This window comes from Sphingomonas paucimobilis NBRC 13935 (assembly GCF_000739895.2).
Lineage (GTDB): Bacteria > Pseudomonadota > Alphaproteobacteria > Sphingomonadales > Sphingomonadaceae > Sphingomonas > Sphingomonas paucimobilis.
Genome location: NZ_BBJS01000063.1, coordinates 64,429 through 71,250, shown reverse-complemented (window position 1 = coordinate 71,250; position 6,822 = coordinate 64,429). Strand labels below are relative to the sequence as shown.

Annotated in this window: 6 protein-coding genes and 1 pseudogene; 6 read left to right on the top strand and 1 reads right to left on the bottom strand. The window is 67.1% G+C overall.

Features of this window, described 5'->3' with window-relative positions; all coding sequences use genetic code 11:
- Nucleotides 1-215: pseudogene (locus SP6_RS19055) on the bottom strand (thiol reductant ABC exporter subunit CydD); the annotation flags it as partial.
- A gap of 126 nt (nucleotides 216-341) precedes the next feature.
- Between SP6_RS19055 and SP6_RS19050 the strand changes: the two are divergent.
- From SP6_RS19050 to SP6_RS19025, 6 genes are all read left to right on the top strand, one after another.
- Nucleotides 342-1,916 carry a cytochrome ubiquinol oxidase subunit I gene (locus SP6_RS19050; RefSeq protein ID WP_007404667.1) on the top strand — a complete coding sequence of 525 codons (1,575 nt, stop codon included), beginning with the start codon at nucleotides 342-344 and terminating at the stop codon, nucleotides 1,914-1,916.
- A gap of 14 nt (nucleotides 1,917-1,930) precedes the next feature.
- Nucleotides 1,931-3,067: a cytochrome d ubiquinol oxidase subunit II gene (cydB, locus tag SP6_RS19045; RefSeq protein WP_007404602.1), complete on the top strand. Its 1,137-nt coding sequence runs from the start codon at nucleotides 1,931-1,933 to the stop codon at nucleotides 3,065-3,067.
- Nucleotides 3,068-3,093: 26 nt separating this feature from the next.
- Complete coding sequence (gene cydX, locus SP6_RS20645) at nucleotides 3,094-3,207, top strand: cytochrome bd-I oxidase subunit CydX (RefSeq protein WP_007404607.1); 114 nt, start codon at nucleotides 3,094-3,096, stop codon at nucleotides 3,205-3,207.
- Nucleotides 3,204-4,541, top strand: coding sequence for an oxygen-independent coproporphyrinogen III oxidase (hemN, locus tag SP6_RS19035; protein ID WP_007404548.1), 1,338 nt, complete (start codon nucleotides 3,204-3,206; stop codon nucleotides 4,539-4,541). The genes cydX and hemN overlap by 4 nt, the downstream gene beginning before the upstream one ends.
- A gap of 82 nt (nucleotides 4,542-4,623) precedes the next feature.
- Nucleotides 4,624-6,144, top strand: coding sequence for a PAS domain-containing sensor histidine kinase (locus SP6_RS19030; RefSeq protein ID WP_007404697.1), 1,521 nt, complete (start codon nucleotides 4,624-4,626; stop codon nucleotides 6,142-6,144).
- On the top strand, nucleotides 6,137-6,754 hold the full coding sequence (locus SP6_RS19025; RefSeq protein ID WP_007404591.1) for a response regulator transcription factor: 618 nt from the start codon (nucleotides 6,137-6,139) through the stop codon (nucleotides 6,752-6,754). The genes SP6_RS19030 and SP6_RS19025 overlap by 8 nt, the downstream gene beginning before the upstream one ends.
- Nucleotides 6,755-6,822 lie beyond the last annotated feature (68 nt).

Sequence of the window (6,822 nt, the reverse complement as noted above, 5' to 3'; positions counted from 1 at the left end):
CCGCGCGCCAAACCGGCCGCGAGCGCCAAGGCCAGCCAGGGGGCGGTCGCGGCCAAGTTGTCGGCATGGCTCACCGCTCCGGCGACCCCGGCGGCAAAGCCGATCGCGGCGACGCTATCCGTCAGCAGCCATGCCTCGGCCCCGCGCGAACGGACGGCCAGCCGGTGCAGCCATGGCGAAGGCGCGGGTGCGCGCGCGGGGGCGATCGACGTCATGTTCCGGGGCTTAGGCGCGGGGCGGCGGCGGGCGAATACGGGACTTCCCGTATATCGGTCGCGCCGCCACGCGCCGATGAGGTCGCCCGAGCCCCGCAGGATCGCGGGGATGGAGGAGACCCGCCGGTGGACCCGACCGTCATCGACCTGTCGCGGCTGCAATTCGCGCTGACCGCGCTATATCATTTCCTGTTCGTGCCGCTGACCCTGGGGCTCAGCTTCATGCTGGTCATCATGGAATCGGTCTATGTCATGACCGGTCGGCCGGTATGGCGCCAGGTGACCCGTTTCTGGGGCAAGATCTTCGGGATCAACTTCGTCCTGGGCGTCGCCACCGGGCTGACCATGGAATTCCAGTTCGGCACCAACTGGTCCTATTTCTCGCATTATGTCGGCGATATCTTCGGCGCGCCGCTGGCGATCGAAGGGCTGATGGCCTTTTTCCTGGAGGCGACGTTCGTCGGGCTGATGTTCTTCGGCTGGGATCGGTTGTCGAAGCTGGGGCATCTGATCGTCACCTTCATGGTGGCGCTGGGCACGAACCTGTCGGCGCTCTGGATCCTGATCGCCAATGGCTGGATGCAGAATCCGGTCGGTGCGACCTTCAATCCGGATACGATGCGGATGGAGGTGACCGATTTCGGCGCGGTGCTGTTCAATCCGGTCGCGCAGGCCAAGTTCGTCCATACGGTGAGCGCGGGCTATGTCACCGCCTCGGTCGTGGTGCTGGGCATCTCCGCCTTCTGGCTGCTCAAGGGGCGCTGGGTGCCGGTTGCGCGCCGTTCGATGACGGTCGCCGCGGCCTTTGGTCTCGCCTCCTCGCTGTCGGTCGTCGTGCTAGGCGATGAGAGCGGCTATGCGCTGACCGACAACCAGAAGATGAAGCTCGCCGCGATCGAGGCGGCGTGGCACACCGCGCCCGCGCCCGCCGGCCTGACGCTGTTCGGCGTGCCGAGCATGGCGATGCATGAGACACGCTATGAGGTGCAGATTCCCTGGGTGCTCGGCCTGATCGCGACGCGCAGCCTGGACGGCACGGTCACCGGCATGTCCGAACTGGTGCTGCAGGCGCAGGAGCGGATCGCCTCGGGTCAGATCGCCTATGCCGCGTTGCAGACGCTGAAGCGCGACCAGAATGACCGCACCGCCCGCGCGGCGTTCGAGGGGCATAAGCGCGATCTGGGCTATGCCCTGTTGCTCAAGCGCTATGTCGCCGATCCCGCCACCGCGACACCGGCGCAGATCGAGCGCGCGGCCTGGGATACGGTGCCCAGCGTGCCGCTCATGTTCTGGGCATTCCGCGCCATGGCGGCGATCGGCTTTGCGATGATCGCGCTATTCGCCACCGCCTTCATCCTGTGTTCGCTGCGGATGCACCTGAACGTCCGCTGGTTCCTGCAGGCGGCGGTGGTCGCGATCCCGCTGCCCTGGATCGCGGCGGAGCTGGGCTGGGTCGTCGCCGAATTGGGGCGCCAGCCCTGGGCGATCGACGGCGTGCTGCCGACCTTCCTTGCCGCCTCCAGCCTGACGCCGGCGATGCTGCTGACCACCATTGCGGGCTTCACCCTGCTTTACGGTGTCCTGGCGGTGATCGAGGTCCGGCTGATCCTGGCGACCGTCCGCCATGGTCCGGTCGAGGACGAGCCGCAGCTACCCCATGACACCGGCGCGGCCATCCCCGCCCAACCGCTCGCCGCCTGAAGGAGGGCCAAGAGATGTTCGATTATGAGATGCTGCGCCTGATCTGGTGGGCGCTGCTGGGAGTCCTGCTGATCGGTTTCGCGCTGACCGACGGGTTCGATTTGGGCGTGGCCGCCTTGTTGCCATTCGTCGCGAAGACCGATGCGGAGCGCCGGATGGTCATCAACACGGTCGGCCCCACCTGGGAGGGGAACCAGGTGTGGTTCATCCTGGGCGGTGGCGCGATCTTCGCCGCCTGGCCCTTCGTCTATGCGGCAAGCTTTTCGGGATTCTATCTGGCGATGTTCGTCGTCCTCGCCGCGCTGATCCTGCGGCCGGTGGGGTTCAAATATCGCTCCAAGCGCGCCGATCCAGCATGGCGCGCGCGCTGGGACTGGGCATTGTTCGTCGGCGGGTTGGTGCCGGCGCTGGTGTTCGGCGTGGCGGTCGGCAATGTCCTGACGGGCGCGCCCTTCCGCCTGGATGGCGATCTGCGCATCTTTTACGAGGGCAGTTTCCTGGCGCTGTTCAGTCCCTTTGCCTTGCTGTCCGGATTGCTGTCGGTCGCGATGCTGGTGCTGCACGGTGCGGCCTGGCTGTCGATCAAGGTCGAGCAGGGGGCCGTGCAGGATCGGGCGGCCGCCTATGGCTTCACCGCCGGCGCCGCCGCGCTCGCGCTCTTCGCGATCGGCGGATTGCTGGTGACGCAGATGCCGGGGTTCGAGATTCTGGGGCGGGTCGATACGCTGGCGCCGTCCAATCCGCTGCACACCACGGCGCGGATGGTGACGGGGGGCTGGCTGGCCAATTTCGGGCTCTATCCCTGGATGACGGTCGCCCCGATCCTGGGCTTTGCCGGTACGCTGGTGGCGATGATCGGCATCTATCGGCGGCAGGGGGCCTTGGCCTTTGGCGGGTCGAGCGCGGGCGCGGCGGGGATCATCGCCACGGTCGGCTGTGCGATGTTTCCCTTCATCCTGCCGTCCAGCATCGATCCGCATTCCAGCCTGACCGTCTGGAACGCCTCGTCCAGCGCGCGGACGCTGGGCATCATGCTGGTCGTCACGATCGTCTTCCTGCCGATCGTGCTGGCCTACACCGCCTGGGCGTATCGGGTGATGTTCGGCCGGGTCACCACCGCCGCCGTCACGACCGGCCCTGATTTCTACTGACCCGAATGTCCTGAAAGGAACGCGCCATGTGGTATTTCACCTGGGTCCTCGGCCTTGGCCTCGCGGTCGGCTTCGGCATTCTCAACGGCATCTGGCACGAGTTCCACCTGCCCGCCGACGAGGAGGGGCCGGCCGCGTGAGCCGGTTCCATCCCGACCTCGCGGCAAGGCCCGTGCCGCGGTACACCAGCTATCCCACCGCGATGGATTTCACCCCGGCGGTGGGGGCGGAGCGGCAGGCGCTGGCACTGCTGGGCGTCGCGCGTGAGACACCGGTCTCGCTCTATGTCCATGTCCCCTATTGCCGTGAGATCTGCTGGTATTGCGGATGCAACACCGGTGCGGTCGGGCGTGCCCAGCGGCTGGACGATTATGTCGAGGCCTTGCTGGCCGAGATCGCGACGGTCGCCGCGCTGCTCGATGGGCGGATCAGTTCGGTGCATTTCGGCGGGGGCAGCCCCAATGTCTTGTCGCCGATACAGCTGCTCCGCATTGCCGATGCGATCCGCGACCAGTTCGGCGTGGCCGAGCCGGCGGAATGGGCGATCGAGATCGACCCGCGCGGTTTTGGCGCCGAGCATGCGGCGGCGCTGGCGACGATCGGCATCACCCGCGTCAGCATCGGCGCACAGACCTTCGCCGCGCCGATCCAGCGCGCGATCAATCGTATCCAGCCTTATGATCTGGTCGCGGACGTGGTCGACAGGCTGCGGCTGGTGGGGATTTCGTATATCAATCTCGACCTGATGTACGGCTTGCCGCACCAGAGCCGTGCCGATGTCGCCGCCAGCATCGCCTCGGCCCTGACGCTGCGGCCGTCGCGCATCGCCATGTTCGGCTATGCCCATCTGCCCGCGATGTTGCCGCGCCAGCGGATGATCGACGCCGCCGCGCTGCCCGATGCCGAGGAGCGTTTCCACCAGAGCGAGTTGGCGCATGAGCGGATGATCGCGGCGGGATATCGGGCGATCGGCTTCGACCATTTCGCGCGTGCCGATGACAGGCTGGTGCGCGCCGATGCCGCCGGCCGGCTGCGGCGGAATTTCCAGGGCTTTACCGATGACCCCGCCCAGGTGGTGGTCGGCCTCGGCACCTCCGCGATCAGCCAGTTCGACGGGGTTATCGTCCAGAATGAAAAGCATGTCGGCCGCTATCGCGAACTGGTGAAGGGCGGCCGGTTGGCGGGCATACGCGGTGTGCGGCGCGAGGCGGAGGATCGCCTGCGCGGGGCGATCATCGAGCGGATCCTGTGCGATGGCCATGCCGACCTGACGACGATCTGCGCCGCGCACGGTGCAGATCCCGCCCTCTTCGTCGATATGCCCGAGCGGCTGGCGACCTTGGCGAAGCGTGGGATCGTGCATATCGAGGGGATGCGGCTGGCGGTGGCGGATCGCTGCTATCGCCGGATCGTGGCGGCCAGCTTTGATGCACGCCGCCCCAGCGAAGCCCCGCGCGCGAGCGTGGCGGTGTGATGCCGGTTGCGCGCGAAGGGCTGGTCTGGGCTCCGCTTCCGCGCCATGCTGAGGCGATGATATCCACCCGGCCTGTTGCCCCATGAGCGACGCGTTGATCGCCGACCAACTGGTCCGCTTCGTCGAGGGGACGCTGGACCGCGCCGTGCTGCTCGTCAATTGCGATGGCGTGGTGACGGGCTGTACGCCCGCCGTCGAGCTGCTGTTCGGATGGGCGCGCGAAAGCCTGATCGGACGGTCGGCGGCGGTGCTCTATCCCGGCGCCGATGCGGCCGCCGGCCAATTGGCGAAGGATTTGGTCCAGGCCAAGCTCCAGTCGCCGCTCCGGCTGGAGGGGTGGCGGACGCGCCGCGATGGCAGCGAGTTTCTGGCCGACACCTCGATCGTCGCGCTCCGCGATGACGACGGCACGTTGACCGGTTTCGGTCTGGGGCTGTCGGACATCACCCCGCTACGCGCGCGCGAACAGGCCCTGCATCAGAGCGAGCTTCACGTCCGCTCGATCCTGGCGACCGTGCCCGATGCGATGATCGTCATCGACGATGCCGGTGTGATCCTGTCGTTCAGCGCCGCCGCCGAACGCTTGTTCGGTTATGGCGAGGCGGAGATTGTCGGGCGCAATGTCAGCCTGTTGATGCCCAGCCCGTATCGCGACCAGCATGACGGCTATATCGCCCGCTATGAGGCGACGGGCGAGCGGCGCATCATCGGCATCGGCCGGGTCGTCACCGGATTGCGCCGCGATGGCACTGAATTTCCCATGGAGCTGTCGGTGGGGGAGGCGCGCGACGAGGGGCTGCGTATCTTCACAGGCTTCATCCGCGACCTGACCGCGCAGCAACTGGCCGAGCTGCGCATGAAGGAATTGCAGGCCGAACTCATCCATGTCTCCCGCGTCAGTGCGATGGGGACCATGGCCTCGACCCTAGCGCATGAGTTGAACCAGCCGCTGACCGCCATCGCCAATTATCTGGAAGCGGGACGGGACCTGATCGACAACGACGCGTCCGACGCCCGGCCATTCCTGCGCGAGGCGATGGACGAGGCGGCGCGCGAGGCGTTGCGTGCCGGGCAGATCGTACGGCGGCTGCGCGACTTCGTGGCGCGGGGCGAGACCGAGAAGGCGGTCCACGATCTGCCGGCGATGATCGACGAGGCGGCGCGGCTGGGTCTGCTCGGCGCGACCGAGCGCGGCATCCGGCTGTTCACCCATTTCGATCCCACCGCGTCGCGGGTGCTGGCGGACCGGGTGCAGGTGCAGCAGGTGCTGGTCAATCTGCTGCGCAACGCCGCCGAGGCGGTGGCGGATGGCGTGCGCCGCGACGTGACGGTCACGACCCTGCGCCGCGAGGGCGGGGTGATCGATATCGCGGTCGCCGATACCGGGCCGGGTATCGACCCCGCGATCGCGCCGCGCCTGTTCGATGCCTTTGCCAGCGGGAAGGAGCATGGCATGGGCCTGGGCCTGTCGATCTCGCGCACCATCGTCGAAGCGCATGGCGGGCGCATCTGGGCGGAATCGCGTGCCGACGAAGACGGGCAACGGGGCACGATCTTCCACTTCACTTTGTGGAGTGGCGAGCCGGAGGAGAATCATGGCTGACACCCGCCTGGTCCATATCATCGACGATGAGGAGCCGGTTCGGCGTTCGATGGCGTTCATGCTCAAGACGTCGGGCTTTGCTGTGTCGGTCTGGGAGAATGGCGTCGCCTTTCTGCGCGAGGCGAAGGCCACTGATGCGGGCTGCGTGCTGCTGGACATCCGCATGCCGGAGATGGACGGATTGGAGGTGCAGCGCGAGATGGCCGCGCATGGCATCGCGATGCCGGTGATAGTCCTGACCGGGCATGGCGATATCGCGACGGCGGTGTTGGCGATGCGGCAGGGGGCGATCGATTTTCTGGAAAAGCCGTTCGAAAAGGCCGCCTTGCTCGCCGCGCTCGATCGCGGCTTCGGGACGCTCGACCGGCGCGAGGTGGCGTCGACCAGCGCGCAGGAGGCGCGGGTTCGCATCGCCGCGCTCACCCCGCGCGAACAGGATATCCTGCGCGGTCTGGTGCGCGGGCATCCGAACAAGACCATCGCCTTCGACCTGGGTATCAGCGCGCGGACGGTGGAGGTTCACCGGGCGCATGTCATGACCAAATTGGGCGTGCACAGCCTGTCCGACGCGCTGCGCCTCGCCTTTGCGGCGGGAATGGATGCCGGATAGGGACATCACGTAGCGACGATGGCCGTGACGATCGGCATTCTGACTCTTCCCCCTTTGTGAGAGGCTGT